This is a genomic window from Chimaeribacter californicus, from assembly GCF_002858675.1.
In the GTDB taxonomy this organism is placed as follows: Bacteria; Pseudomonadota; Gammaproteobacteria; order Enterobacterales; family Enterobacteriaceae; genus Chimaeribacter; species Chimaeribacter californicus.
In genome coordinates this window covers 42,417-68,847 of record NZ_PJZF01000006.1, presented here as the reverse complement: position 1 = coordinate 68,847, position 26,431 = coordinate 42,417, and the positions used below count along the sequence as shown (strand labels likewise).

At 58.0% G+C, this 26,431-nt stretch carries 21 protein-coding genes and 1 pseudogene; 12 read left to right on the top strand and 10 right to left on the bottom strand.

Annotation, left to right across the window (positions count from 1 at the left end; all coding sequences use genetic code 11):
• Positions 1-17: 17 nt before the first annotated feature.
• The 3 genes from recF to dnaA form a co-directional block, all read right to left on the bottom strand.
• The gene (gene recF, locus CYR55_RS09230; RefSeq protein ID WP_101815850.1) at positions 18-1,106 is read right to left on the bottom strand and encodes a DNA replication/repair protein RecF; all 1,089 of its coding nucleotides are present in this window, start codon (positions 1,104-1,106) and stop codon (positions 18-20) included.
• Positions 1,107-1,190: 84 nt separating this feature from the next.
• Complete coding sequence (dnaN, locus tag CYR55_RS09225; RefSeq protein WP_101815849.1) at positions 1,191-2,291, bottom strand: DNA polymerase III subunit beta; 1,101 nt, start codon at positions 2,289-2,291, stop codon at positions 1,191-1,193.
• A 4-nt stretch (positions 2,292-2,295) separates the two neighbouring features.
• Positions 2,296-3,684 (bottom strand): chromosomal replication initiator protein DnaA, encoded by a 1,389-nt coding sequence (gene dnaA / locus CYR55_RS09220; protein ID WP_101815848.1) that lies wholly within the window; start codon positions 3,682-3,684, stop codon positions 2,296-2,298.
• 678 nt (positions 3,685-4,362) lie between these two features.
• Here dnaA and rpmH point away from each other — a divergent pair.
• From rpmH to mnmE, 5 genes are all read left to right on the top strand, one after another.
• Complete coding sequence (gene rpmH / locus CYR55_RS09210; protein ID WP_005976668.1) at positions 4,363-4,503, top strand: 50S ribosomal protein L34; 141 nt, start codon at positions 4,363-4,365, stop codon at positions 4,501-4,503.
• 18 nt (positions 4,504-4,521) lie between these two features.
• Complete coding sequence (rnpA, locus tag CYR55_RS09205; RefSeq protein ID WP_072927804.1) at positions 4,522-4,881, top strand: ribonuclease P protein component; 360 nt, start codon at positions 4,522-4,524, stop codon at positions 4,879-4,881.
• Positions 4,845-5,102, top strand: coding sequence for a membrane protein insertion efficiency factor YidD (yidD, locus tag CYR55_RS09200; RefSeq protein WP_101815847.1), 258 nt, complete (start codon positions 4,845-4,847; stop codon positions 5,100-5,102). The genes rnpA and yidD overlap by 37 nt, the downstream gene beginning before the upstream one ends.
• Before the next feature lie 2 nt (positions 5,103-5,104).
• Positions 5,105-6,745, top strand: a complete 1,641-nt coding sequence (gene yidC, locus CYR55_RS09195) for a membrane protein insertase YidC (RefSeq protein ID WP_101815846.1) — start codon at positions 5,105-5,107, stop codon at positions 6,743-6,745.
• Positions 6,746-6,842: 97 nt separating this feature from the next.
• Complete coding sequence (mnmE, locus tag CYR55_RS09190; RefSeq protein ID WP_101815845.1) at positions 6,843-8,207, top strand: tRNA uridine-5-carboxymethylaminomethyl(34) synthesis GTPase MnmE; 1,365 nt, start codon at positions 6,843-6,845, stop codon at positions 8,205-8,207.
• Positions 8,208-8,283: 76 nt separating this feature from the next.
• Here mnmE and CYR55_RS09185 read toward each other — a convergent pair whose 3' ends face one another.
• From CYR55_RS09185 to CYR55_RS09165, 5 genes are all read right to left on the bottom strand, one after another.
• Positions 8,284-9,297 (bottom strand): ABC transporter permease, encoded by a 1,014-nt coding sequence (locus CYR55_RS09185; protein ID WP_101815844.1) that lies wholly within the window; start codon positions 9,295-9,297, stop codon positions 8,284-8,286.
• Entirely contained in the window at positions 9,294-10,298 is a 1,005-nt protein-coding gene (locus tag CYR55_RS09180; protein ID WP_101815843.1) for an ABC transporter permease, read from the bottom strand. Before CYR55_RS09180 ends, CYR55_RS09185 begins: the two co-directional genes overlap by 4 nt.
• A complete protein-coding gene (locus tag CYR55_RS09175) occupies positions 10,299-11,810 on the bottom strand; it encodes a sugar ABC transporter ATP-binding protein (RefSeq protein ID WP_101815961.1) in 1,512 nt (503 codons plus the stop codon).
• Positions 11,811-11,873: 63 nt separating this feature from the next.
• On the bottom strand, positions 11,874-12,860 hold the full coding sequence (gene rhaS / locus CYR55_RS09170; protein ID WP_165699563.1) for a rhamnose ABC transporter substrate-binding protein: 987 nt from the start codon (positions 12,858-12,860) through the stop codon (positions 11,874-11,876).
• A 467-nt stretch (positions 12,861-13,327) separates the two neighbouring features.
• On the bottom strand, positions 13,328-15,223 hold the full coding sequence (locus CYR55_RS09165) for a methyl-accepting chemotaxis protein (protein ID WP_101815841.1): 1,896 nt from the start codon (positions 15,221-15,223) through the stop codon (positions 13,328-13,330).
• A gap of 329 nt (positions 15,224-15,552) precedes the next feature.
• Between CYR55_RS09165 and CYR55_RS09160 the strand changes: the two genes are divergently transcribed.
• The 6 genes and pseudogenes from CYR55_RS09160 to CYR55_RS09135 form a co-directional block, all read left to right on the top strand.
• On the top strand, positions 15,553-16,278 hold the full coding sequence (locus CYR55_RS09160; RefSeq protein ID WP_101815840.1) for a 4'-phosphopantetheinyl transferase family protein: 726 nt from the start codon (positions 15,553-15,555) through the stop codon (positions 16,276-16,278).
• A 109-nt stretch (positions 16,279-16,387) separates the two neighbouring features.
• A complete protein-coding gene (locus CYR55_RS09155) occupies positions 16,388-16,957 on the top strand; it encodes an NADPH-dependent FMN reductase (protein ID WP_101815839.1) in 570 nt (189 codons plus the stop codon).
• 190 nt (positions 16,958-17,147) lie between these two features.
• A complete protein-coding gene (locus CYR55_RS09150) occupies positions 17,148-18,005 on the top strand; it encodes a helix-turn-helix domain-containing protein (RefSeq protein ID WP_101815838.1) in 858 nt (285 codons plus the stop codon).
• A 36-nt stretch (positions 18,006-18,041) separates the two neighbouring features.
• Positions 18,042-19,331, top strand: a complete 1,290-nt coding sequence (locus CYR55_RS09145; protein ID WP_101815837.1) for an MFS transporter — start codon at positions 18,042-18,044, stop codon at positions 19,329-19,331.
• Between the two features lie 12 nt (positions 19,332-19,343).
• Positions 19,344-22,007 (top strand): glycoside hydrolase family 78 protein, encoded by a 2,664-nt coding sequence (locus CYR55_RS09140; protein ID WP_101815836.1) that lies wholly within the window; start codon positions 19,344-19,346, stop codon positions 22,005-22,007.
• Between the two features lie 4 nt (positions 22,008-22,011).
• Positions 22,012-22,197, top strand: a pseudogene (locus tag CYR55_RS09135) (hypothetical protein); the annotation flags it as partial.
• A 71-nt stretch (positions 22,198-22,268) separates the two neighbouring features.
• On the opposite strand, the gene CYR55_RS09130 reads toward CYR55_RS09135, so the two are convergent.
• Positions 22,269-23,606, bottom strand: a complete 1,338-nt coding sequence (locus tag CYR55_RS09130) for an NCS2 family permease (RefSeq protein ID WP_101815835.1) — start codon at positions 23,604-23,606, stop codon at positions 22,269-22,271.
• A 232-nt stretch (positions 23,607-23,838) separates the two neighbouring features.
• Between CYR55_RS09130 and yieH the strand changes: the two genes are divergently transcribed.
• The gene (yieH, locus tag CYR55_RS09125; protein ID WP_101815834.1) at positions 23,839-24,516 is read left to right on the top strand and encodes a 6-phosphogluconate phosphatase; all 678 of its coding nucleotides are present in this window, start codon (positions 23,839-23,841) and stop codon (positions 24,514-24,516) included.
• A 9-nt stretch (positions 24,517-24,525) separates the two neighbouring features.
• On the opposite strand, the gene CYR55_RS09120 is transcribed toward yieH, so the two are convergent.
• Positions 24,526-26,400: a bifunctional sugar phosphate isomerase/epimerase/4-hydroxyphenylpyruvate dioxygenase family protein gene (locus CYR55_RS09120; RefSeq protein ID WP_101815833.1), complete on the bottom strand. Its 1,875-nt coding sequence runs from the start codon at positions 26,398-26,400 to the stop codon at positions 24,526-24,528.
• Positions 26,401-26,431 lie beyond the last annotated feature (31 nt).

The following is a 26,431-nucleotide window of genomic DNA, read 5'->3' as shown; positions in this document are numbered from 1 at the left end:
ACGTTTCTCACTCATTTTTAGTCCTGTGGTTGAACGGTTATTTTACCCTGTTCTACGCGGAACATCTTGCCCTTTTCGCCTGCCATATCGGTTACTTGCTCAGCGCTGACAGCGCTGACAAAGACCTGGGCCTGGGTCGCTTTCAGGCGTTGTGCCAGAAGGCGGCGACGGTCGGTGTCGAGTTCAGAGGCAAAATCGTCAATCAGATACAGGCAACGCCGCCCGTTCTGTCGGGTGAGGAACTCACCCTGCGCCAGCCGCAGCGCACACATCAACAGCTTAAGCTGGCCGCGGGAAAGCAGATCTTCTACCGGGGTGCCCTCCGCCCGGATGCGGAAGTCGGCCTTGTGCGGGCCAACGGCGGTGTACGTCAGCGCCCGGTCACGTTCAAACTGACGCGCCAGCAGCTCTGCGTAATCGCTCTCTTTATCCCAGCCGCGCTGGAACGAAAAACTCAGGGCAAACTCCGGCAGGAACTGCGCGCACGTGGCGGTAATGTCTGCGGCGATGGCATCGCTGTAGGCGGCGCGCCATTCACTGATGCGTTCCGCCAGCGGCACCAGCTCCTGATCCCAGGCGCGCAGCTGTGAATAACGGCTGACCTGGCGCAGCGCGGCGTTGCGCTGCTTGAGCAGCCGTTTCAGGTTGCTCCAGGCCTGGAAAAAACCGGGATCGTTATGGAAACAGCCCCAGTCGAGGAAAGCGCGCCGGTACTTTGGCCCGCCGTTCAGCAGGGTAAACCCTTCAGGTGTGATCAGCTGCATCGGCAGCAGGTGCGCCAGTTCCGCCACTTTGTGGCCGTCACCGCCGTCGATGCGGACTTTGGTGTCGCCCTGGCGGCTTTTCGCCAGCCCGACCGAGACTTCGCGCTCACCGCCGGTATCAATCCGGCCGTGCAGCACAAACTCCGGCTGGTCATGGCGGATCACCCGCCCGGCTTGCAGGCTGCGGAACGCGCGCCCGTGCCCCAGCGTATAGACCGCTTCCAGCACGCTGGTTTTGCCGCTGCCGTTGGCCCCAACCAGAAAGTTGAAGCCGGCATCCAGCGGTAGATCTGCCGATTCAATATTACGGAAGTCTTTAATCAGGAGACGCGTCAAAGCCATGTAATCAGGCAACCACTGTGGTGGCAGAGATCACACCGTGACCTCTGCCGGTTTCAGGAATAGATATGGGGGCAAAATGACCAATTACAAGCGCATTGGCATGACAACGTAGGCCGCCGCCTGGCTGGCGTCATCCTCAATCTGCACGCTGGAAACGGAGTCGGTGAGCAGCAGGCGCACGTTCTCGCACTTCAGCGCGTTGAGCACATCCAGTACGTAGCTGACGTTGAAGCCAATCTCCATTTCGGTGCCGTCATAGATGACATCCAGAATCTCTTCCGCCTCTTCCTGCTCCGGGTTATTGGCAGTGATTTTCAGCTGGTTATGGCTGACGTAAAGCCGCACGCCGCGGAACTTCTCGTTAGAGAGAATGGCCGCGCGGGCAAACGCCTGTTTTAAGAGGTCACAGCCGGCCTGCAAGGTTTTGTCCGGGTTTTTCGGCAATACGCGGCGATAGTCCGGGAAACGGCCATCCACCAGCTTGGAGGTGAAGATGAAATCCCCCACGTGTGCACGGATGTTGTTGCTGCCAATTTGCAGTTGCAGCGGCGTGTCACCGCCGTCCAGCAGGCGCACCAACTCCATCACCCCTTTGCGCGGCACAATCACGGAGTGTGACGGCAAAGATTGCCCTACCGGCATTGAGCACACCGCCAGGCGGTGGCCGTCGGTGGCGACGGTACGCAACTCTTCGTCTTCGGTTTCGAACAGCATACCGTTGAGGTAGTAACGTACATCCTGATGCGCCATGGAGAACTGCGTGGCTTCGATCAGGCGCTTCAGCGTGGCCTGCGGCAGGGTGAACTCCACCTCGCTTTGCCAGTCATCCAGGTTGGGGAAGTCGGTGGCCGGCAGCGTGGAGAGCGAGAAACGGCTGCGGCCGGAACGCACCAGCATCCGCTCGCCGTCCAGCATCACGTTGATCTCCGCGCCATCCGGCAGGCCGCGGCAGATGTCGAAGAATTTACGTGCCGGCACCGTCGTCGCGCCCGGCTCATGCGCGCCGGACAGCGCCACGCGCGCCACCATTTCCATTTCCAGATCGGTACCGGTCAGCAGCAACACGCCGTCCGTCACCTGCAACAGCAGGTTACCCAGAATCGGCAACGTTGGCCGGCCGCCCAGCGGGCTGCTGACCTGTTGCAACGGTTTTAACAGATGCTCACGTTCAACAATAAATTTCATAGCGCTACGAGGATAATGTTCTGATTAAATTGGAAAAATCTTCTTTGATGTCGTGGCTTTCTTCACGCAGCTGCTCGATCTTGCGGCAGGCGTGCAACACCGTGGTGTGGTCGCGGCCACCAAACGCGTCGCCGATTTCCGGCAGACTGTGGTTGGTCAGCTCTTTGGCCAGCGCCATCGCCATCTGGCGCGGGCGGGCCACGGAACGTGAGCGTCGTTTCGACAGCAGGTCAGCGACCTTAATTTTATAATATTCAGCCACTGTTTTCTGAATATTATCGATGGTGACCAGCTTCTCCTGCAGGGCCAGCAGGTCACGCAGCGCTTCCCGCACGAAGTCAATGGTGATGGCCCGGCCGGTGAAGTTGGCGTTGGCGATCACGCGGTTCAGTGCGCCTTCCAGCTCACGCACGTTGGAGCGCAGGCGTTTGGCAATAAAGAAGGCGACTTCACCCGGCAGGCGGATGTCGTTCTCGTCCGCTTTTTTCATCAGGATCGCGACGCGGGTTTCCAGCTCGGGCGGCTCAATGGCCACCGTCAGCCCCCAGCCAAAGCGGGATTTCAGCCGATCCTCAACGCCGTTAATCTCTTTCGGGTAGCGGTCAGAGGTCAGGATAATCTGTTGGTTGCCTTCCAGCAGCGCATTGAAGGTGTGGAAAAACTCCTCCTGCGAACGCTCCTTATTGGCAAAGAATTGAATGTCATCAATAAGCAGTGCGTCAACCGAGCGGTAATAGCGTTTGAACTCTTCGATAGCGTTGTTTTGCAGCGCCTTCACCATGTCCTGCACAAAGCGCTCAGAGTGCATATAGACCACTTTCGCATTGGCCTTACGCGCCATGATGCCGTTACCCACGGCGTGCAACAGGTGGGTTTTACCCAGGCCGGTGCCGCCATAAAGGAAGAGCGGGTTATACGCGCCGCCGGGATTGTCCGCCACCTGGCGGGCCGCCGCGCGCGCCAGCTGGTTCGACTTACCCTCAACGAAGTTATCAAAGGTGTGCTTGGGGTTGACGTTGGAGCGGTAAGAGAGTTCCGGCTGCAGTGCGGCACGGTCCCAGCTCGGGCGGGTAGGTGCCGCACGGACGACCGGCGCAGCCGGGGCGCTGATGCTGGCGGCAGCGACATCTGCCATCGCCGGCATGGCGGGTTTGCTGCCCACCTCGAAACGCAGCAACGGCGCATCCGAGCCACAGAAATCGTTCAGCAGCCCGTTGATATTGTTTAAGTATTTATCGCGAACCCAGTCCAGGACAAAACGGTTTGGGGCATACAGTGCCAGGGTATTGTCACTCAGTTCCGCCTGTAGGGGGCGTATCCACATACTAAATTCTGTGGCAGGTAATTCATCCTGCAATCGGGCAAGACACTGCTGCCAAAGCGAAAGTGACACGGCGGACTCCACTCGAACAAGATCAACAAAAGAAAAGGATCAGGATACGTTTTAAATTCATGATTTTTGACACATGCCAGTTTTTGCAGGGGCAGCGGCATGCGAACCGATTTTGACGGTTTGTGTCCGCCGTGATCCAGCGGTGGGATCGCGATCGGAATGGCGGATCATAACGCAATCCGCACAAGAGATCCTCCCCTTCCTCACAGATTAGATCCTTTTTATCCACAGGTTTCGTTTCCCTGTGGCTTTCCTGATGACATCCCGGAGGGAAAGGTTTCCCGGAGGCGAAAGTAAGTGTACGCCATCGGGCTAAAAATGCCGCACCTTCGGCCCAGCCTGTGAATAAAAGAGAATTGTCCGAGAGGGGAGCATCCGGATCGCGAAACCGGCCATAGGATCGGCCCACGATCCTTGCGCTTTGTTGACGAGTCCGTATAATCTTCGCCCTACGTGTGATGCCTGTGTTCCTGATGGTCCAACCAGACGGGATAGGTGGTGACCACGGGCCACTTGGTAAACAACCGGGTAGGCGTGCAATGTGAATTGACTCAGGACTGTACAATTATTACAATCCCGCTTCTTTATATGTTGCGATTGAGGCGTCGGTCGTTGTCACGCCGAATAGCCAAACGCGTTTACTGATCAGTAATTATTTAAGTTTAGGTAGAAATCGCTATGAAACGCACTTTCCAACCGTCCGTACTGAAGCGCAACCGTAGCCACGGTTTCCGTGCTCGTATGGCCACCAAAAATGGTCGTCAAGTTCTGGCCCGCCGTCGTGCGAAAGGCCGTACTCGTCTGTCTGTTTCTAAGTAATAAAAGCTAACCCTCTTAGTGGGCAAGCTCGCATTTCCCAGGGAGTTACGTTTGTTAACTCCCACTCATTTCACTTTCGTCTTCCAGCAGCCACAACGGGCTGGCACGCCGCAACTGACTATACTCGGCCGCCTGAACACGCTGGGGCATCCCCGCATCGGTCTTACCGTCGCCAAAAAGAACGTCAAACGCGCCCATGAACGCAACCGGATCAAACGCCTTACGCGTGAGAGTTTCCGTTTGCATCAGCATGAGCTGCCGCCGATGGACTTTGTGGTGGTCGCTAAAAAGGGAATTCAAGACCTTGATAACCGGGCGCTGACGGAAGCGTTGGAAAAATTATGGCGCCGCCACTGTCGCCAGGCTCCCGCCTCCTGATCGGGCTGATACGCGGCTATCAGCTATTTATCAGTCCGCTACTGGGGCCACATTGCCGCTTCAAGCCCACCTGCTCTCACTATGGAATTGAGGCAGTGGGCCGTTTTGGCATGGTAAAAGGCAGTTGGTTGACAATCAAACGCGTATTAAAATGCCATCCCCTGAACCCAGGTGGCGATGATCCGGTGCCGCCGAAAACCGACAATAACAGAGAACACTAACGATGGATTCGCAACGCAATCTCTTTCTCATCGCTCTGCTGTTTGTGTCTTTCATGATCTGGCAGGCCTGGCAAACGGACCACGCTCCGCAACCGGCCAACCAGACCACGCAACAGACTGCCAACACAGCCCCCGGTGATGCTTCCAGCCTGGCGGTTCCCGCCAGTGGCCAGGGTAAACTGATCACGGTTAAGACGGATGTCCTGTCGCTGACAATCAACACCCGCGGTGGCGACATCGAACAAGCGCTGCTGTTAGCCTACCCGCACACTCTGGGTTCAAACCAGCCGTTCCAGTTGCTGGAAACCTCCCCCTCCTTTGTTTATCAGGCGCAAAGCGGCCTGACCGGCAAAAATGGCCCGGATAACCCGAACAACGGCCCGCGTCCGCTGTTCCAGGTTCCTCAGGACACCTTCACCCTGGCTGACGGCCAGGACGAGCTGCGTATCCCGATGACCTACACCGACGCCCACGGCGTGGTGTACACCAAAACCTTCGTGCTGAAGCGCGGCCAGTATGCGGTTAACGTTGACTACAATATCAACAACGCCAGCACCACACCGCAAGAGATGACGCTGTTCGGCCAGCTCAAGCAGACGGTTGACCTGCCGAAGCACCGTGACACCGGCAGCAATAACTTTGCCCTGCACACTTACCGTGGCGCGGCCTTCTCCTCTTCTGATGACAAGTACAAAAAGTACAGCTTCAGCGACATCAAAGATGAGAACCTGAACATCACGACGCAAGGCGGCTGGGTAGCGATGCTGCAACAGTACTTCGCCACCGCCTGGGTGCCGTCGGCGAAAGACAGCAACACCTTCTACTCCACCAGCATGGGCAGTGACCTCGCCGCCATCGGCTTTAAAGGCGTGCCGTTCGTAGTGCAGCCGGGTGCGCAGCAGAATGTGGCCGCGACCTTGTGGGTCGGCCCGGAGATTCAGGACAAGATGGCTGCTGTGGCGCCGCACCTTGACCTGACCGTGGATTACGGCTGGCTGTGGTTCATCTCCCAACCGCTGTTCAAGCTGCTGAAGTTCCTGCACAGCTTCATCGGTAACTGGGGCTTCTCGATCATCGTCATCACCTTTATCGTGCGCGGCATCATGTACCCGCTGACCAAGGCGCAGTACACCTCGATGGCGAAGATGCGTATGCTGCAACCGAAAATCCAGGCAATGCGTGAGCGCCTGGGTGACGACAAGCAGCGCATGAGCCAGGAAATGATGGCCATGTACAAAGCAGAGAAGGTTAACCCGCTGGGCGGCTGCCTGCCGCTGGTTATCCAGATGCCGATCTTCCTGGCGCTGTACTACATGCTGATGGGCTCCATTGAGCTGCGCCACGCGCCGTTCGCCCTGTGGATCCATGACCTGGCCGCACAAGACCCGTACTACATCCTGCCGATTCTGATGGGCGTGACGATGTTCTTCATTCAGAAGATGTCTCCGACCACCGTAACCGACCCGATGCAGCAGAAGATCATGACCTTTATGCCGGTCATCTTCACGGTGTTCTTCCTGTGGTTCCCGTCTGGCCTGGTGCTGTACTATATCGTCAGTAACCTGGTGACCATCCTTCAGCAACAGCTGATTTACCGTGGCCTGGAAAAACGTGGCCTGCACAGCCGTGTGAAAAAGAGTTAATCCGCACCGGTAAGCAACGGAAAGCATAAAGAAGGCGGTCAGATGACCGCCTTCTTTTTTATTGGATTCTTTAACGCCCACTACCAAAGAGAACGCTATGAGTACCACCGATACGATCGTTGCGCAGGCGACGCCACCGGGACGCGGCGGCGTCGGCATTTTGCGTATTTCCGGCCGGGCTGCCCGCGAGGTGGCCCAGGTCGTGCTCGGTAAACTGCCCAAACCACGCTATGCCGACTACCTGCCGTTCCGCGACGCAGACCACAGCACGCTGGATCAGGGCATCGCGCTGTGGTTCCCCGGCCCGAACTCCTTTACCGGGGAAGATGTGCTGGAACTTCAGGGCCACGGCGGGCCGGTGATTCTGGACTTGCTGCTGAAACGCATTCTGGCGCTGCCGGGTGTGCGTATTGCCCGGCCGGGGGAGTTCTCCGAGCGCGCGTTCCTGAATGACAAACTCGACCTGGCGCAGGCGGAGGCGATTGCTGACCTGATCGATGCCAGCTCTGAGCAGGCGGCCCGTTCGGCCATGAACTCGTTGCAGGGCGCATTCTCCACCCGTATTCACCAGTTGGTTGAAGCCCTCACCCACCTGCGCATCTATGTGGAAGCGGCGATCGATTTCCCGGATGAGGAGATCGACTTTCTCTCTGACGGCAAAATCGAGAAGCAGCTTAATGCCGTGATGGACGACCTGGACGCAGTTCGCGCCGAGGCGCGCCAGGGCAGCCTGTTGCGTGAAGGGATGAAAGTGGTGATCGCCGGGCGGCCGAATGCCGGGAAATCGAGCCTGCTGAATGCGCTGGCGGGCCGCGATGCCGCAATTGTCACCGACATCGCCGGTACCACGCGTGACGTACTGCGCGAGCATATCCACATCGACGGCATGCCGCTGCACATCATCGACACCGCCGGGCTGCGTGAAGCCAGCGATGAAGTGGAGCGCATCGGTATTGAGCGCGCCTGGAAAGAGATTGAGCAGGCAGACAGCGTGCTGTTTATGGTGGACGGCACCACCACCAACGCAGTGGAACCGGCTGAGATCTGGCCGGAGTTTATGGCGCGCCTGCCCGCCAGCCTGCCGATCACCGTGGTACGCAATAAAGCCGATGTCACCGGGGAAGCGCTGGGCATCAGCGACATCAACGGCCATACGCAGATTCGCCTTTCCGCCCGCACCGGTGACGGCGTGGACGTACTGCGCGAGCACCTGAAGGCCAGCATGGGCTTCAACACCAATATGGAAGGCGGGTTCCTGGCACGTCGCCGCCACTTGCAGGCGCTGGAACAGGCAGCGCAGCATCTGGTGCAGGGCAAAGATCAGCTGTTGGGTGCCTGGGCGGGCGAGCTGCTGGCGGAAGAGCTGCGGCTGGCGCAGCAGGCGCTGAGTGAGATCACCGGCGAATTCACCTCAGATGATCTGCTCGGCCGCATTTTCTCCAGCTTCTGTATCGGCAAATAACAGGCTACCAGCCGATATGAAAAGCCCGCCTTAACGCATGTTAAGGCGGGCTTTTTTATGTCTGCCGTTCAGCCTCTCAGGCGGTTGTGCCCCGCCGCCGCTGCATCACCCGGCGGGTGATAATCGGCAGGGTGATCACCGTAATCAGCATCAGCCCGACAATGATCGACATCACGATGCCCGGCACGTTAAGCAGGCTCAGGCCGAAGGTCACCAGCCCCATCAGAAACGCGGCGATGATCACGCCCGGCATACTGCCGGAACCGCCCAGGATATTCACGCCGCCCAGCACCGCCATGGTTACCACGCTCAGCTCCCAGCCCACCGCAATGGTCGGCCGCGTGCTGCCGAGGCGCGAGGTCAGCAGCACGGCGGCCAGCCCGGCCATCACGCCTACCATCACAAACAGGATCAGGTTATGGCGTTTGACGTTAATACCGGAGTACCACGCGCCGGTCGGGTTATTGCCGATGGCGTAAGTGCGGCGGCCAAAGTTGGTTTTATGTAGCAGGAAGGCGAACGCGACAGCCAGCACAATGAACAGCGCAAACTCAAAAGAGAGCGCCTCCCAGACGTAGCCCTGGCCGAACCAGGCAAACTCGGGCGGGTAGGCGTTCAGCGCCTGATCGCCCAGCAGGATATAGGCGATGCCCCGGTAGAGGCTCATGGTGCCGATGGTGATGACGATAGATGAGAGGTTAAAACGCGTCACCAGCAAACCATTAACTAGCCCGCACAGCAGCCCGACGCCCAGCCCAATGCCCACCAGCCCCGCCGTCCCTACCCCGGCCTGCGCGCAGAAGCCCATCACCGTGGAACTCAGCGCAATAGTGGACGCCACCGACAGATCGATTTCCCGGGCGATAATCAGCATCGCCATCGGCAGCACGATGATCGCTTTCTCCGTGAAGTTAAAGGTGGCATCTGACAGGTTCCAGATGTTCAGAAAGTAAGGGGAGGCCAGCGCGTTGGCCACAAACACCGCCAGCGTCACCGCCAGCAGAAACGTTTCCCAGCACAGCAGGCGCTTAGCCCGTGACGGCGGCGAGGCAGGCAGCGCGGCGCGGTCAGAAATCAGCGTCTTACTCATGGTTTCACCCCTTCTTTTTGTCTGGAAAGCGCCACATCACGCAGAATAAGCCGCCCTTTGCGTTTGTTGCCCCGCTCATTCAGCAGCACGGCAATCACGATCACTGCACCGGAAATCGCCATCTGCCAGAAGGGCGAAATGCCAATCACCGGCAGCGCGTTGTTGATCACGCCCAGGAACAGCGCACCCATCAGGCAGCCCCACACGCGGCCGATGCCGCCCATGGTGCTGATGCCGCCAATCACGCAGGCCGCGACGATTTGCAGTTCAAACCCGTTCGCCACATCCACATAGGCCACCGCAAAGCGGGAAATCCACAGATAGCCGCAGAACCCGGCCAGCGCGCCGGAGAGGCTGAAACTGACAAACTGCATTTTCCCGGCGTTGATGCCGGTGTAATACGCCGCCGTGGCGTTGCCGCCGGCGGTGTACATTGCCCGCCCGGTGCGGCTGTAGAGCAGGAAATACCCCACCAGCAGCAGCGCAGCCACGGCACACCAGCTCAGTACCGGCATCCCCAGCAATTCGGTACGCGGCAGGCCGAGGAAATCGCTGCTCATCTGGTGTGCATTAATCCAGCCGCCGTTCGACAACAGGAAGATAATGCCGCGATAGATGCTCATGGTGCCGAGCGTGACCACAATCGCCGGGATGCCAAGTTTCCATACCAGCAGGCCGTTGATCATCCCCATCACCAGCCCGAGCAGGGTGGCGATCACCAGCAGCACCCACACCGGGATTTCCGGATGGTGGAAGTTAAGCAGCGCCACGATCATGCCGGTCAGCGCCAGGTTGGCCGCCATCGACAGATCGATGCCTTTGGTCAGCAGCACCATCATCTGGCCCAGCGCCAGAATGATCAGGATTGAGGTGTCGTTAAAGATCTCCACCAGATTGCCCGGCCGCAGGAAAGAGGGCACCCGGCTGCCGATCGCCAGCACCATCAGCAGAATCACCCCGGCGAGCAGGGCTTCACGGTGTTTCAGCATTTTTTGCCACATTTATGCCGCCTCCTCGCCCGCGCCGCTGGCGGCGCTGACAATCATTTCCGCGCTGGCCTCACCGGCGCGGAATTCCGCCACCATCAGCCCTTCGTGCATCACAATGATGCGATCGGCCATACCCATCACTTCCGGCAGCTCCGACGACACCATAATCACCGCCAGCCCCTGCCCGACCAGCTCAGACATAAACTGGTGTACGGCGGCTTTGGAGCCGATATCGATGCCCTTGGTCGGCTCATCGAGGATGATCACCGTGGGCTGGGTCGCCAGCCATTTGCCGATCACCACTTTCTGCTGGTTACCCCCGGAGAGCGTTTCCACCGGCTGTTTCCAGCTGAACGCCTTGACCTGCAACCGTCTCGCGTAGTCATCCGCCAGCTGCCATTCGCGGGCATCATTCAGGATGCCGTTCGGGTTAAGGCGGCTCAGCTGCGGCAGGCTGATGTTCTGGCTTATCGGCAGCTGGATAATCGCGCCCTGTTTCTGGCGCTCTTCCGGCACACAGACAATCCCGGCGTTGATGGCGTCTGCGGGCTGGCGGAAATGCAGCGCTTTGCCGTTCAGCCGGATCTCGCCGTGGGAGGGTTGCGTCACGCCGGAGAGCGCCTGCATCAGCTCGGTTCGCCCGGCACCCACCAGCCCATAAAAGCCGAGGATCTCCCCTTTGCGCAGGGAGAAGTTGATATGCGCAAACTCGGTAGGGTGGCAGAGGTTTTTCACCTCCAGCACCGTGTCGCCAGGTTCGGTGTGGATTTTCGGGTACGCATGGGTAATTTCACGCCCTACCATCATGGTGACCATGCGGTTTTCGGTGATCTCGCTGATCTCGCCGGAGCTGATGTACACGCCGTCGCGCAGGATGGTGTAGTGATCGGAAATCGCGAAAATCTCATCGAATTTATGCGAAATAAACAGGATGGCTTTCCCCTCGCGTTTCAGCCGTTCGACAATCTGATAAAACTCGACAATCTCATGCTGCGACAGCGCCGCCGTGGGTTCATCCAGAATCACCACCTGCGCCTCAAACGACAGCGCCCGCGCAATCGCCACCATATGCCGCTGGGCGATGCTCAGGGTTTTCAGCGTCACGCGCGGGTCAATCTGCACGTCAAGGCGGGTGAGGATCTCACGCGCCTGCTGGTGCATGGCGGGCCAGTCGAGCTTTTTGAAAAAACCGCGATAACGGTAGTGGCCGACAAAAATGTTTTCCGTCACCGTGAGCTCATCGAACAACACGGTTTCCTGGTGGATGGCGGTAATGCCGACTTTGTGCGCCGCCTCGGGCGTGGGCAACGTAATCGGAATCGCCTTGTAGAGCAGTTCACCCTCATCGGGCTGATAGATGCCGGTCATCACTTTGACCAGCGTCGATTTCCCGGCCCCGTTTTCACCAATTAACGCGGTGACTTTGCCGGGCCACAGATCCAGTTGTACGTTTTCAAGTGCGCGCACGCCGGGGAAGGTTTTGGTGATCCCCTTAAGCGACAGCAGCGGTGTGGCGATGGTCATGGTGATATTCCCCAGCCAAAAAGCAAAAAGGGCGGCGGCGCACGCCAACCGCCGGTTTCGTTATCAGAAAATTTTGGAGAATTTATCGATGTTGGCAGCGTCGTACACGAACGGTTCCGCCATGGCGCCGCTGCCGTCGGCATCCAGTTTCACTTTGCCGAGTTTGCCCATGCTGGCCTCAGTTTTGGTGGCAGTGCCTTTTACCAGATCGTCAGCCAGATAGGTGGCCGCATAGCCGAGATCAATCGGGTTCCAGATGGCGAAGCTTTTCGATGCGCCGGATTTCACCGCGCCCGCCATTTCCGACGGCAGCCCCAGCCCGGTGACATAGACCTGGCCAATTTTGCCCTGATCTTTTACCGCCTGCGCGGCAGCCACGATCCCGACAGAAGAAGGCGAGACGATCACTTTCAGGTCAGGGTAGGACTTCAGCAGCCCCACGGTTTCACGGTAACTTTTATCAGACAGGTCATCACCATAGGCCACCGTTACCAGGTTCACCGACGGGTATTTCGGCAGCACCTTTTTCATCTCCTCAATCCAGATGTTCTGGTTGGTGGAGGTGGGCGTGGCGCTCAGCACTGCCACATCGCCTTTTTCCAGCTTCAGTGCTTTCAGCGCGTCTGCGGCCAACTTCACGTTGGTTTCGCCGATCAGGGCGTTGTTGGAGGGGTTAAGGTGGATCTGGCGACCCGCTTTCGCTACGCCGGAATCCCAGGAGACCACTTTAATACCGCGCTGCATCGCTTTTTTCAGCACCGGCACCACGGCGTCCGGGTCGTTGGCGGAGATGGCGATGGCATCCACGCCCTGGGCGATCAGCCCGTTGAGCACTTCGATCTGGGCCTCGGCGGTGGTGGTCGTTGGGCCGGTGTAGATGACTTTCACATCCCCGATCTCTTTGGCGGCCTGCTGCGCACCGACGTTGGCCGCTTCAAAAAAGCCATTCCCTAAGGATTTCGCCACCAGGGCAATTTTTACTTCAGCCAGGGCAGAAGCGGATAACGCCAGCGCGGCAAGGGTGAGTGTGCAACCTGCTATTGTTTTCATTTTCATTGTTGGTACTCCACATGTAGGGTCTCGGATTGCAGGGGATATGTTGAGAATTTTTATAGGTAGTTAACGATCTACAGCAGTGGCAAGAGGATTCACGCCGAACGTTTACCGGGGGCGATAAAACCGTAACGCGTTGGCGAAGAGTCAGTATAGAACCCTTCTGAAAATAGTTATCTCCACTCTAGAAAGTAACTGCGCCCGCGACCTTCACGCCAATGACAGCCCCTTTCGGCCACTGGCAAAGAAGTAAAGGTGGGCGTGAGTGAAGTCACAATTTGCTGTTTTGAGAAGGGGAACCAGAGGAACAGGCGAAAACTTTCTGATAAACAGGGCGGGCTGAGTTTGCATCAGGCGGGCGGGCATTTCAGGCAATAAAAAAGCCTGACGCCGGGACAAACCGGCGTCAGGCGGGGTTATCTGTGTCGCTTAGGTTGAGAAAGGCTGCGTCATAAGAGGCGGGGCTACAACTTAAAGCCGTTCACCACGCTCTCCAGTTGCTGCGTCTGCTCCTGCATCGCCTGGGCGGCGGCGGAAACCTGTTCCACCAGCGCGGCGTTCTGCTGGGTGGTGCCGTCGAGCTGGTTAATCGCCAGGTTGACCTGCTCAATGCCGAGGCTCTGCTCCTGGCTGGAGGAGAGGATCTCATTCATCAGCGTGGCCACGTTGTTCACGCCCTGCCGCAGATCCTGCATGGTGTGCCCGGCGGTCGCCACCAGTTCGGTGCCGATGGTGATGTCCGCTACCGAGTCTTCAATCAGTTTCTTAATCTCTCGGGCCGAGGTGGCCGACCGCTGCGCCAGGCTGCGCACTTCCGCCGCAACCACGGCAAAACCGCGCCCCTGTTCACCGGCGCGCGCCGCTTCCACCGCCGCATTCAGTGCCAGGATGTTGGTCTGGAACGCGATGCTGTCAATCACGCTGATGATATCCACAATCTTTTTCGACGAGCGGTTGATCGAGCCCATGGTATCCACCACCTGGCTCACCACGTTGCTGCCTTTTTCCGCCACGCCGGAGGCGTCACGCGCCAGCTGGTTGGCGTGTTCCGCATTACCGGCATTCTGCTTCACGGTGCTGGTAAGCTGCTCCATGGATGCCGCCGTTTCTTCAATCGAGCTGGCCTGATCTTCGGTACGCGCGGACAAATCCATGTTACCGCCGGCAATCTCACGCGCGGCGGAAGCGATGGTCAGGCTGCTTTCCCCCACCTGCCGCAGGATCTGTTGCAGGTGCGCCAGGAAGCCATTGAAGCTGTGGTTGATGGCGTTGAATTCCGGGCTGGTACTCTCCGGCAACCGCTGGGTTAAGTCTGCGCCGCCCGCCGAAAGTGCCGTGATGTTGTCGCGCAAGGCGGCCAGCCGGCGCATAAACAGCCGCAGGGTGATAATCAGAAACGCCAGCAAAATCAGCATTACCGGCACCTGCACCGCGGCCAGGCTCAACAGCACGCTGTTGCTCTGTTTCACCAGCAGGCGGGTGGGCAGGTCGGTGGCAATAAACCATGGGCTGTGTTCAATATTGCGCAGGAACAGGGTGTGCGACTCGCCGTCTGCCTCAAATTCCGCCTCTGTCTGGCGGCGATCGCCGATGTCAGCCAGCATCTGCTTCACCTGGCGGGCCATGGGTGAACTGAGGTCGGCCAGGTTTTTCAGGCCGCCGGACTGCGCCGGGTCACTGCTGCCGACAATTTTGCCGTCCTGCTCCACAATCAGGATGCGGCCGTTAATCACCTGCTCCTGCTCTTTCACCAGGCTGTTAAAGAAGCCGAGCGTGACGTCGATGGTGGAGACGCCCCACGCTTTATCACCTTTATAGATCGCCATCGCGCAGTTGGTACGCGGCTGCGGGCTGGCGCTGTCCTGATACGCTTTTGCCCAGGCGCAGACGCCACGTGAGGCTTTCATGCCGTCGCGGAACCAGGCCTGATCGTAATAATTAGGGGATTTCCCGGCGTTCCAGGTTTCATTGAACACCAGCTTATTATCCGTGCCACGGGCATAAAAGGTGCTGAACTTGTCACGCACCGCATCGCGCATGTAGGGCAGCGGCCAGACACCGCCGCCAAACACATTGCTGTCGCCATACTGGTCAATCAGCCCCGGCAGCAGGGCGTCAATGGAGACGCTGTCCATCAGGGTGGCGGTCTGGGTGATGCTGCGGGCCTGGGTTTCGACCCGGTTCATCCGGTCATTGACCACTGTCGCGATGCGCTCAACATTGCCGGACACCAGCACGCTTTCGCTGTGCTTGAGTTTGGGGGCAATAAAAATCTGGATAACCAACAGCGTAATGATCAGCAATGCGGCAAAAAGCACGCTGATTAACAGAGTAAACCGGGCCTGCGTTGTTTTTAACATGTTCGCGATACTCACCGACAAAGAGCCAAATAGCTGTTCAACGGATATCGGCGGGAATATGCACAACTTTATTTTTGATAGTAAATACTCACTTTCTCTGTAAGCTACTGTAATCAAGGAGATGAGAAGAAAGTGCCAGCAACCTGTTCAGATTTAATTATAATTATGCGAACCCCGTCACCTTTGCCGTGACCCCGCAGGCAGCCGCCGGAGGTAACGTGGTGTTTTTCCTTCTCCGTGGAAATCACCCTGGGTGTTGCCGCGAAACAGTTGGTGATATTCTCGGTCGGATAAAAATTCATGTGCGAACCATTATCAGGGAGTGAACAATGGCGTGCCATTATGCGAAATGGACTCTGTCCGATACCCTGCCGGACCTCCGGCGACTGCCCCCGGAGCTGGTGGATGCCGCAGCGGCTTTCTCGGTGAAACGCCGGCAGCGATACCTGCACGGCCGCGTGTTGCTGGCGGAAATGATGGCCTATTTTTACGGCATTCCCCTGCTGCCGAAAATGATTACCCCGCCCAGTGGACGCCCCTGTTTTGCGGATACCAACCTGCCCGATTTCAGCCTGGCTTACGCCGGTAATACGCTGGGCGTGATGCTGAGCAGCGAGGGAAAGGTCGGGCTGGATATGGAGGTCATCCGGGCGCGCAGCAGCCGCATTTTGCAACTGCACCATACGCACCTCAGCTCGGCGGAACAGGCCTGGGTAGCGGAACAAAACGAGCCGATGGAAGCCTCTACCCAGCTTTGGTGCATCCGCCAGAGCATTCTGAAACTCTCCGGGCTGGGCAACAGCGGGCTGGATACCGTGCGGCTGCATCCGGCGTCTGCCCGGCTGCGCTCCAGTGTGCTGCCCGATGTGCAGGTCGCCAGTGACAGTGACTCCCTGTTTGCCTGGGCGTGCGCGCAATCCCCGACGCTGGGCCGGATGGTGCAGTGGCGCTACCACCCTGACACCGGCTTCAGCCAGATCCAGGAGGGTCTGCCCGCCCAGCAGACGCTCTCCTCGCACTTTATGAAATTGCTCAGCCTGCCCCCTACCCGCTGACCCCGCCTGACCGCCGGAGCCGTTCCTGCTTTCTGCTACGCTTAATCAGGAAACTTCCCCGGCGTGCCGGCTTCGGCCCGCCCTCTTTTCTTTTTATAAGGAGTCCCGGATGTCAGCTCAACCCCTGCATATCGTTACCCTGCTTGGCAGCCTGCGCAAAGGTTCATATAACGCGATGGTGGCGCGCACCCTGCCGAAACTGGCCCCGGAGGGCATGACCATCAGCGCGCTGCCCTCGATTGGCGCGATCCCGGTTTATGATGCTGATTTCCAACAGGAAGAGGGCTTCCCGCAACGGGTTGAGGAGATTGCAGCACAGATCCAGAAAGCGGATGGCGTGATCATTGTGACGCCGGAGTACAACTACTCGGTGCCGGGCGGCCTGAAAAATGCGATCGACTGGATTTCACGCCTGCCGCAACAGCCGCTGGCGAAAAAACCGGTGGCGATCCAGACCAGCTCCATGGGGGCGATTGGCGGGGCGCGCTGCCAGTACCATCTGCGCCAGATTCTGGTCTATCTCGATGCGCTGGTAATGAACAAGCCGGAGTTTATGGGCGGGGTGATTCAGAACAAAGTGGATGAGCAGACTGGTGAAGTCGTTGACCAGAACACGCTCGATTTCCTCAGCGGCCAGCTCACGGCGTTCGGCCAGTATATTCAGAAAGTCAGCGGCTGAGCGCCGTTCACCCGTGATAAAAAAGGCCGATCTGACGATCGGCCTTTTTTATTTCCTCCGCACACGAAAATTGGAGGTAAGGTCACACTGACTTACATTCCACTGCCAGTTCATCGTAATGACTTGTCATTAATAATACGCTCTAATAAACCGTATTAATGGTAATGATTATTGCCAGGAGCACCGGTAAATGGATATTAAATTGAGTCAGGATTTTTTCCTGTCGGACGCCCATGCCTTTTGTCTTTTTAAATTAAATAATCAGGCAATGGCAGATATTCACGGGCATGAGTTTGATGAGCTGGTTATTGTTTGTGGTGGATGTGGCTTTCATGTTGTTAACGATCAGGTTGAACTCATCCATCAGGGCGACTTTTTTTACGTATCGGCCAATGACGTGCATTACTATAATCAGACCAGTCAGTTATCACTTATCAATATATTGATCCACAAACAAAGAACTTTTTATTTTATCTATCATATTGACGACCTGCTGGCTTCGGTAAAAAAATACACCTCTCCCTCTACGCATTATTATCCGTCACTTGATGAAAATGAACTCAATCAGGTGATTGCGGATGCGGCAGCGGTTAGTGAGCGGCGCGATGATTGCTACGATCGCGCCTATTTTGCTCACACGGAATCTCGTCTGCTGAGTATTTTTACCACGTTGTACCAGAGCGTTGAACACGCTGCGCATCGCACCACGCACGGCGGAAACGGTGTGTTATACCTGCTTAATTATATTCGCCAGAACTACTCGCAGTCGATTAACTGGCAGAACCTGTGCGAAATAGCCGGGCTTTCTCCGCGTACTATGTATCGCGCCTTTAACGATCTTACCGGTTCCACCCCGCAAAAATTCCAGCAAATTTACCGTTTATTAAAAGCGCAGGAAAAATTACGCACCACCGATTTACCGGTTAAAACCATTGCCGCGCACTGCGGATTTAGTCATGCCCCACATTTAACCGAAATGTACAAAAAACAATTTTCACGCACGCCCACACAGGAGCGTCAATTAAGCCGTTCTGTCAGCGTTTTATGACGTAATTGTTAATAATAAGGAACTGGAGTGAATGTTATGGGAAAAAATATACAACCGAACCCCTGGTATGTGGGCGTTGTTTCGGGCATGGCATCTTATATCGACTCTGCGGCCATCGTTTCAAATGGCACTGCGCTGGTTATTTATCAAAAAGTTATCGGCACCACCCCGACCGAAATTGGCATTTTGTCGGGCGTATTAACCTTGTGCATTGCGCTGGGGGCGTGTGTCGGCGGGCGTCTGGGGGATCGCATCGGCAGGCGCAACGTGTTTATTGCCACCATGGCGATGATCGTGGTCGGTACGCTGCTGCTGGCGTTCGGCAAAATATTCCCGCTGTTATTTATTGGTACCGCGCTGGTGGGACTGGCCACCGGGGCCGATCTGCCGGTTTCACTCGCCACGATTGCCGAGGCCGCTTGCGATAAAAATCGCGGCAAAATTATTGCCTTGTCGAATTTGCTGTGGACGCTGGGTATTGGTACCACCATGGCAATCTCCGCCGTGGTGGGCGGATGGGGCGCACTGGGGGCGCAAATCATGTATCTGCATGTGTGCCTGGTGGCGGCCACGCTGCTGGTGCTGCGCTGGTCGATTCCGGAATCTGAGATGTGGCTCACCGCGCGCGACGAGCGTTTGCGCGGCGTAAGCACGGTACGGGCGCAAAAAGCGGCGTTTAAAGATCTGTTGCGCGGCAAATATGCATGGCCGTTTTTCGCGCTGTGTCTGTTTTATTCCTTCACCAATCTGGCAGCGAACACCGGCGGGCAGTTCGGCACCTATGTGGCGGTTAACGTCGTCGGTATCAGTGTGGAACAACATTCCCTATGGAACCTGCTCATTATGCCGGTCGGCGTGGTATCCGGCCTGCTGTTTATGAAGGTGGTGGATACGGCGCACAGGATGCGGGTATTTGTGGTGGGTGCCTGCCTTTTTGCCGGCGGATTTTTTATGCCTGTGTTGCTGAGTTTCTCACCACTGTCGTGGTTTTGCTGTCTGCTGTTTACCGGCATCGGCAGCGGCCTGGCGTTCGAGGGCATCATGAAGGTCTGGTCCCAGGAGTCGTTCCCCACTATGTTGCGTGCCACCGCGCAGGGAGCGATTGTCGGCCTGTCACGGCTTTCCTGCGGCATCCTCGCCTTTGTCACCCCGGTGTTGCTTGATGCCGGGCCGGTGGTGCTTTACACCATTTTGTCGTCCATCGTTGCCTCTGGCCTGTTTATCGGCTGGCTATGCTTTCACGGCCAGCGACGCAATGAGTTCAGCCAGGAAGGCGACATGTTACCCACCGAACAGCTTATCGATCTCAAACATGTACAAGGATAAGGAGTCACAACCATGTTGGCAGTAAGCAAAATTACGCTCAATTATGAACACACCCTGACCGGGGTGGATGCGTTCCCTCTGCTCGGCTGGCAGATTGTCAGTGACCGGCAAAATGTGCAGCAGCAAAGCTGGCAATTACAGTGCAGCACCGACGCCGATTTTTCCGCCCTGCTGTATGACAGCGGCGTGGTAACGGATAACGCCTCGGCGAATATCACGCTGCCGGGCATCCCGCTGTCGCCCTCGACGCGCTATTTCTTGCGGGTGTGTATCAGCGATAACGCGGGCGAGCAGAGTGGCTGGAGCCAGGCGGCTGAATTTGTCACGGGCATGATGACCGCGCCCTGGCAGGCGGAGTTTATCTCGGCAGAAACGCCGGAAAACAAGCAGCAGTCGAATGCTACTTTGCTACGTCACACGTTTCAGCTGGCAGACAAGGCCATTGCTGCGGCGTTTGTCCACGTTACCGCGCTCGGGCTTTACCATCTTTATCTCAACGGCGAACGGGTGGGCGATGATGAACTGGCCCCCGGCTGGACCAGCTATGCGCAGCACTTGCTGTATCAGAGCTGGGACGTTACGGCGCAGCTTCGTCAGGGCGACAATGCCATCGGCGCTGAAGTGGGTGCGGGCTGGTTTAAAGGGGATATGGGGTTTATGCGCCACCGCAATTTTTACGGTGAGCAAACGGCGCTGCTGTGTCAATTGGTGGTTCGCTATGAGGATGGCACGCAGGAGATGATCGTGTCTGACGCTGACTGGCGCGCACACACCTCGCCGATCCTCTTTTCCGAACTCTACGACGGCGAAGTGTATGACGCCCGGCTGGTGCAACACGGCTGGGCGAGTACGGCGTTTGATGATCGCGCATGGCATCCGGCCAGCGTAGTCGCCTTTAACAAGCAGGCGCTGACTGCTCAGGGTGCATGTAAAGTTAAGGCGCAGGAAACCCTGCACCCACAGGCTATTATCACCACGCCGCAGGGCGATACGGTGATTGATTTCGGTCAGAACATGAGCGGGTGGGTAGAGTTTCGCGTTAACGGGCAGCGTGGCGACAGGGTGGTGTTGCGTCACTTTGAAACGCTGGATGCGCAGGGAAATGTCTATCTGGACAATCTGCGCAGCGCACAGCAGCGCACGGAATATATCCTTGGCGGCGACGGCGAAGAAGTTTACCACCCGCATTTCACCTTCCAGGGGTTTCGGTATGTGAAGGTGGAGCAGTATCCCGGCCGGGTCGATGCGGAGAATTTTAAGGCGATTGTGCTGCATTCAGACATGCAGCAAACCGGGCGCTTTACCTGTTCGCACCCTGGCCTTAATCAGCTGCATCACAATATTTTATGGGGCCTGAAAGGTAACTTTGTTGATGTCCCCACCGATTGCCCGCAGCGTGACGAGCGGCTGGGGTGGACCGGGGATGCGCAGATCTTCTGCCGCACTGCCAGCTATCTGATGCAGACCCGCAACTTTTTTGCCAAATGGCTGACCGACCTGAAAATTGATCAGACGCCGGAAGGCGGCGTTCCCCATGTGATCCCGGATATTCTCACCGGGCACTGCGAGGCGGATCGTTTTCTGGCTGACGGGGGTACGCATTCATCTTCCGCCTGGGCTGATGCGGCGGTGGTTAATCCGTGGACGCTGTACCTGATGTACGGCGATACCCGCATTCTGGAAAAACAGTATGACAGCATGAAAGCGTGGATCGATTTTATGCATTCCCATGCCGATAACCACCTGTGGCGCTATAAATTGCAGTTTGGCGACTGGGTGGCGCTGGATGCCGAGGAGGGCAGCTATTTTGGGGCCACACCGGACGCGCTGATCTGTACGGCCTGGTATGCGTATTCCACCGGACTCTTTGCCCGCGCGGCGGCGGTAATCGGTCGCCACGATGATGCGGCGAATTACCAGGTGCTGCATCAGGCTATCGTGCAACGCTTTTGCACGGAGTTTTTCACCGCTGACGGCACGATGACGGCCAGAACCCAGACGGCGCATATTCTGGCGTTGTACTTCAATCTTGTCCCTGATGCCTTTCGTCAGCGTACGGTGGATACGCTGGCGGAACTTCTCGCGGAACATGACGGGCATCTGGTCACCGGCTTTGTCGGCACGCCCTATTTTTGCCATGCGCTAAGCCAGAATGGGCGGGTCGACGAGGCGTGGGCGTTGCTGCTGAAAGAGGACTTTCCTTCATGGCTGTATCAGGTCAACGCCGGGGCGACCACCATCTGGGAGCACTGGGACGGTATCAGGCCGGATGGCTCGATGTGGAGCCCGAACATGAACTCCTTTAACCACTATGCCTACGGGGCAGTAGGGGAGTGGTTATATCGCGCCGTGGCGGGTATTGAGGCAGACGAGGCGCAGCCAGGCTTCAAACATGTGATCCTCTCCCCACTGCCGGGCGACGAGGTGAGCTTTGTCGATGCCGGGTATCAATCGCTGTACGGTGAAATCGCCGTGCACTGGCGTCGGGTAGGGGAACGTATCCGGCTGAGCGTGCGTATTCCGGCAAATACCACCGCGACGCTGAAACTTGCCGCCAGAGAGATTGTCGAGGCGGGTGGATTGGCGTTTACGCCAAACGCGTCGCAATGGTGCGCGACAACCGGATCGGGTGAGTATTACGTGGAATATCTGCCTGCTGAATATAAACCCGGCTGAGTGGTACCCTCTGCGCCAGATTCTGGTGTATCCCGATGCGCTGGTGATGAACAAGCCGGAGTTTATGGGCGGGGTGATTCAGAACAAAGTGGATGAGCAAATTGGCGAAGTCGTTGACCAGAACACGCCCGATTTCCTCCGCGGCCAGCTCACGGCGTTCGGCCAGTATATTCAGAAAGTCAGCAGCTGAGCGCCGTTTTCCCGCGATAAAAAAGGCCGATCTGACGATCGGCCTTTTTGTTTTCCGGGGCAGAGCTGCCCTTAGTGCGCGTCAATAAACGCGATTTTCAGCACAAACAGCAGCGCCACCACGATGACGCACGGGTTGATCTCTCTCCAGCGCCCGGTGCCGAGTTTCATCACACAGTAAGAGATGAAGCCCAGGGCGATGCCTTCGGTGATTGAGAAGCTGAACGGCATCATCACGGCGGTGATAAAGGCCGGGACAGCTTCGGTCAGGTCATCCCAGGTGACGCGCGCCAGGCTGGAGGTCATCAATACCCCTACGTAAATCAGCGCCCCGGCGGCGGCATACGCCGGCACCATGCCGGCCAGCGGCGAGATAAAAATCACCAACAGGAACAGAATGCCGACAACGACCGCCGTCAGGCCGGTGCGGCCGCCCACCGAGACGCCGGAGGAGCTTTCGATATAGGCCGTCACCGACGAGGTGCCGACATACGCGCCCACCACCGAGCTGATGCTGTCCACAAACAGCGCCTGCTTCATGCGCGGGAACTTGCCTTTGGCATCTGCCAGCCCTGCTTTGTCCGTCACGCCAATCAGCGTGCCGGAGGAGTCAAACAGGTTCACCAGCATAAAGGAGAAGATTACGCCCGCCAGCCCGAGGTTAAATGCCCCGGCCAGATCGACCTGGCCCACCACAGAGGTGATGCTCGGCGGCAGCGCCACAATCCCGCCATATTTCACATCGCCAATGGCCCAGCCACACAGCGTGGTGATCACAATCGACACCAGCACCGCCGCATGGATATTGCGCGAAGCCAGAATAGCGATAATAAAGAAGCCCAGAATGCCCAGCAGCACGTTATGCGAGGAGAGGTTGCCGATGGTCACAATGGTGTCTGGGTTGGCCACAATAATGCCGGCGTTTTTCAGCCCCATCATGCCGATAAACAGCCCGATGCCGCTGGTGATGCCCACGCGCAGGCTGACCGGGATGTTGGCGATCATCCAGTAGCGGATGCGGAACAGGGTCAGCAGCAGGAAACCGATTGCGCCCCAGAAAATAGCACCCATCGCCACTTGCCATGAAATGCCCATTGCGCCGACCACCACAAACGCGAAGAACGCATTCAGGCCCATCGCCGGGGCCAGTGCCACCGGCAGGTTAGCCAGCAGGCCCATAAAGATGCTGCCGAACGCCGCAATCAGGCAGGTGGTCACAAAGACCGCCCGGACATCCATGCCCGCCACCCCGAGAATCTGCGGGTTTACAAAAACGATATACACCATGGTAAGGAAGGTGGTCAGCCCGGCAATCACTTCAGTACGTGCGGTGGTACCGTGCTGCTTCAGCTTGAATACGCGCTCAAGCAGGCCGTTATCATCAGCCGCGCTTGGTTGTGGTTTGCTCATTTATCTGATTTCCGAAGAGGGAAAAGGAGGGTCGGGGCTATCCTATAACAAAAAATAGGAATTTTGACGCGGCCCTCACACTTTTTTTCGCGGATTTTACCCGCAGGATAACGTTTCCGCCGGGCAAAAAACCGGTAAGCATGGCTGAACCCTTTTTTATTTTCATTGCGGCCGCAGGTGAAATAATGATTTCATTCATGATGCCAAACCGGCCGGAGAACAGGAGCACAAGATGCGCGATACCGGATGTGTGTTTTTTGATTGTGACGGGACGCTGGTGGACAGTGAAGTGTTGTGTAGCCGCGGCTATGTGCAGATGTTCGCGCATTACGGCATCACCTTGACGCTGGATGAGGTGTTTAAAAAATATAAAGGGATCAAGCTTTACGAGATCATTGAGCAGGTCGGGCAGCAACACCGGCTGACAGCGCCGGTTGCCGAGATGGAAGCGCGTTACCGGCAGGACGTGGCGCAACTCTTTGAGCGGGAATTAGTGGCGATTGACGGCGCACGCGAACTCCTGGCGCAGATTCAGGCCCCGGTGTGCGTGGTCTCCAACGGGCCGGTCAGTAAGATGCAGCACTCCCTCGGCCTGACCGGGTTATTGCCTTTCTTCACTGACGGCGATAGTCACCGGTTATTCAGCGGCTATGACATCCAGCGCTGGAAGCCAGACCCGGCCCTGTTGCACCATGCGGCGCAACAGATGGGGGTGGATATCGGCCGTTGCATCCTGGTGGAGGATTCCGTCGCCGGCACACAGGCCGGGATCGCGGCGGGCATCCCGGTGTTCTATTACTGTGCCGACCCGCACAACCCGGTGATTGATCACCCGCTGGTGACCCCGTTCCATGACATGCACGCCCTGCCCGGCCTGTGGCGTGAGCAGGGCTATCGCCTGACGCGCTGAGCCGTGCCGTTACGGCTGCTGTTGCATCGTCAACCGTACCCCGGCGTTGGCTTCCCCATACTGCGCATAGCCGCCGCGCCGCTCCAGCAGCTCGAAGAAGAAGCGCCCGTCCGCCACCGGCCGGGTGTAGGCGTGCAACAGCTCGCCGCCCTGTTCATCGCGATCGTAGAGCACATGGTGCGTTTCTAACTGCTGGAGAAACGCCTGGTCCAGGCCGAAGCGGGCCGCCAGATCCTGATAGTAATTTTCCGGCACCGGCAACAGCGCCTGCCCCAGTTCCCGTGCGGCGCGTACGGCGCTGAAAATATCGTCCGTGGCGAACGCGGCATGTTGCAGCCCCGCGCCCTGATAACGCTGTAGCGTGCGGGCGATCAGCGTTTCGCGGCTCTGGGAGATATTCAGCGGCAGCCGCACCCGGTTTTCCGGGCTGTGGGCCAGCTGGCTGCGCACAATGCCAAACGGATCGTTCATCTCCTGCGTGCTTTCCAGTTCAAAGCCCAGCACGCTGCGCAGGAACATCACCCAGTTCTGGCGCATCGCTTCGGGGATCGCCAGCGCGAGGTGATCGACGCCTTGCCAGCCGGCAGACGGCGGCGGGGCGTCATGCAGGTGGAAATCCTGTGACCAGCTATCCTGCCCGCCCTGCTCAATCAGGTAGATCAGGCTGCCGTCCGGCGTACAAATCGCCGGGATCTCACGCTCGTTGGGGCCGGCCTGCGGCGGAAAAATGGCATAGCCGTAATCCTGCGCCCGCTGCAGCAGACGTTGCGCGCCGTCCACCTTCAGCGCCAGCGCGCACATCGAGAGGCCATGGCGGTCGTGGTAGGCGGCGGCGAAGCTGTCCGGCTGGCGGTTGACGATCACACTGACCGGGCCGTTCTGATACAGCGACACCGCCTTGGAACGGTGATCGCCACGGTGCGCCAGCCCAAGCTGCTGCAACCCGGCTTCCAGCGGCGGCGCGTCGTCCGTTCCGGCGCTGAACTCAATAAATTCCACCCCGTGATAGCGCGGCAGCGGTGCCGAGGTAAACAACGCGTCAGGCAACGTGGGCTGGCTGGCCTGCGCCAGCGCCTGGCGGGTTTGCTCCTCGAGATAGAGCAGCGAGCGGTAGCCGTCCTGCGCGGTGGGGGTGGCCGGCTCTGCGCGGAAGGTGTCGTTGAAAATCTCCAGTGACCACGGCCCGCGGTAGCCTTTTTGCGTCAATTGCGTGGCGAACTTCACCAGCGGCAATTCACCCTGGCCGGGGAAGCAGCGGGAGTGGCGGCTCCACTCCAGCGTGTTCATCTGCAGAATTGGCGCATCGGCCAGTTGCAGGAAGGTGATTTTCTCCAGCGGGATGTCATCGAGTTCATCCAGCGAGTCCCCCAGCGCCAGAATGTGGAAGCTGTCGAGCACGATGCCCATCGCCGGGCTGTCTACCTCACGCACCCGATCCCACGCCTGCCGGTAGCGGTTGACGTGCGCACCCCAGGCCAGCGCCTCATAGCCGATACGGATGCCGCTCTGCTCCGCCAGCGTGGCGAGCCGCGCCAGATCGGCTACCTGTACATCACGCGAGGCGCTGCTTTGTGGCGAGACGTTGCTGCACACCAGCAGCGTATCGCAGCCGAGCTGGTGCATCAGGTCAAATTTCAGGCGCGCGCGCTCAAGGTGGGTCTCCAGCTGGTCACGCGGGTTGCCCTCAAAATTACGGAACGGCTGGAACAGCGTGATCGCAAGCCCCAGATCGGCGCAGCGCTGGCGGATTTCCGCCGGTGAGCCGGGATAGTAGAGCAGATCGTTTTCAAAAATTTCGACGCCATCAAACCCGGCATCAGCAATCGCCTGTAATTTTTCCGGCAACGACCCCGAAACCGAGACCGTGGCGATAGAACGTTGCATACTTTTCCCCTTTTCAGTCAGGCTGATCGGA

Coding starts and splice junctions, on each gene's coding strand:
- CYR55_RS09140 (WP_101815836.1), top strand. CDS start 19,344: ATGTTGGCAGTAAGCAAAATTACGCTCAATTATGAACACACCCTGACC.
- dnaN (WP_101815849.1), bottom strand. CDS start 2,291: ATGAAATTTATTGTTGAACGTGAGCATCTGTTAAAACCGTTGCAACAG.
- yieH (WP_101815834.1), top strand. CDS start 23,839: ATGCGCGATACCGGATGTGTGTTTTTTGATTGTGACGGGACGCTGGTG.
- rpmH (WP_005976668.1), top strand. CDS start 4,363: ATGAAACGCACTTTCCAACCGTCCGTACTGAAGCGCAACCGTAGCCAC.
- CYR55_RS09145 (WP_101815837.1), top strand. CDS start 18,042: ATGGGAAAAAATATACAACCGAACCCCTGGTATGTGGGCGTTGTTTCG.
- CYR55_RS09175 (WP_101815961.1), bottom strand. CDS start 11,810: ATGACCATCGCCACACCGCTGCTGTCGCTTAAGGGGATCACCAAAACC.
- CYR55_RS09165 (WP_101815841.1), bottom strand. CDS start 15,223: ATGTTAAAAACAACGCAGGCCCGGTTTACTCTGTTAATCAGCGTGCTT.
- CYR55_RS09180 (WP_101815843.1), bottom strand. CDS start 10,298: ATGTGGCAAAAAATGCTGAAACACCGTGAAGCCCTGCTCGCCGGGGTG.
- recF (WP_101815850.1), bottom strand. CDS start 1,106: ATGGCTTTGACGCGTCTCCTGATTAAAGACTTCCGTAATATTGAATCG.
- CYR55_RS09155 (WP_101815839.1), top strand. CDS start 16,388: ATGTCAGCTCAACCCCTGCATATCGTTACCCTGCTTGGCAGCCTGCGC.
- CYR55_RS09160 (WP_101815840.1), top strand. CDS start 15,553: ATGGCGTGCCATTATGCGAAATGGACTCTGTCCGATACCCTGCCGGAC.
- rhaS (WP_165699563.1), bottom strand. CDS start 12,860: ATGAAAACAATAGCAGGTTGCACACTCACCCTTGCCGCGCTGGCGTTA.
- CYR55_RS09120 (WP_101815833.1), bottom strand. CDS start 26,400: ATGCAACGTTCTATCGCCACGGTCTCGGTTTCGGGGTCGTTGCCGGAA.
- mnmE (WP_101815845.1), top strand. CDS start 6,843: ATGAGTACCACCGATACGATCGTTGCGCAGGCGACGCCACCGGGACGC.
- CYR55_RS09130 (WP_101815835.1), bottom strand. CDS start 23,606: ATGAGCAAACCACAACCAAGCGCGGCTGATGATAACGGCCTGCTTGAG.
- yidD (WP_101815847.1), top strand. CDS start 4,845: ATGGCGCCGCCACTGTCGCCAGGCTCCCGCCTCCTGATCGGGCTGATA.
- CYR55_RS09150 (WP_101815838.1), top strand. CDS start 17,148: ATGGATATTAAATTGAGTCAGGATTTTTTCCTGTCGGACGCCCATGCC.
- yidC (WP_101815846.1), top strand. CDS start 5,105: ATGGATTCGCAACGCAATCTCTTTCTCATCGCTCTGCTGTTTGTGTCT.
- CYR55_RS09185 (WP_101815844.1), bottom strand. CDS start 9,297: ATGAGTAAGACGCTGATTTCTGACCGCGCCGCGCTGCCTGCCTCGCCG.